This is a genomic window from Streptomyces montanus, assembly GCF_005786655.1.
Taxonomy (GTDB): domain Bacteria; phylum Actinomycetota; class Actinomycetes; order Streptomycetales; family Streptomycetaceae; genus Streptomyces; species Streptomyces sporangiiformans.
The window spans coordinates 1-653 of the sequence record NZ_VBZC01000164.1 but is presented as its reverse complement, the minus strand read 5'-3'; the positions used below and the strand labels follow the sequence as shown (position 1 = coordinate 653).

1 pseudogene is annotated in these 653 nt (G+C 79.2%); it reads right to left on the bottom strand.

Annotated features, from left to right (window positions below):
* A pseudogene (locus FE633_RS46935) lies at nt 1-505 on the bottom strand (hypothetical protein); the annotation flags it as partial.
* Nucleotides 506-653 lie beyond the last annotated feature (148 nt).

The following is a 653-nucleotide window of genomic DNA, read 5'->3' as shown; positions in this document are numbered from 1 at the left end:
CGCGGCCGCCGGAGCCATGGCCGCCGCCGCTGTCCGCCGCCGCCTCGCGCCGGGCGGCACGTCCGCCGGGCATCGCCGCCGGGTCGACCTGCGGCAACTGCTGTGTGGACGCCACGCCGTCCGCCGACCGGAAGAGACTGTCGAACTCGGCCGGCGGCTGCCGGTCCCCCGGCCCTCCCGGCCGTACTCCGTAAGGCGCGACGCCGGGTTGTGCGGGCACGTGCGCGATGAGCTGCGTGGCCTCGGCATCGGGATTCGAGGTGGGAGGCATGGGCCCGGCCCCCGCCGCGGCGCCGGTCCCGGCGGCGGGCATCGGTCCCGGCCCGCTCTGCCGGACCCGGCCCAGGCGGTGTGTGCTCTCGGGGGACGCCTCGGCCTCGGGCGGCAACGCGCCCGGGCCGACCGGAGGAATGTACTGAGTTGCGCCCTCGTCACCGGGAGCACCGGGAGCACCGGGCCCTCCGGACGCGACGGGCGGCAGGTACTGGGTCGCCCCTTCGTTCATGCCACCGGCCACGGGAGGAAGGGCCGTCCCGGCCCCTTCGGGCGGCAGCGGGGCCCCGTGCGCACCCGGACCACCCGGCTGCGGCTGCGGCTGCCCGCCGCGCTCGGCGGGGGGACGTGGCGCGACCTGGCCGTGCGCGGGCTGCGCG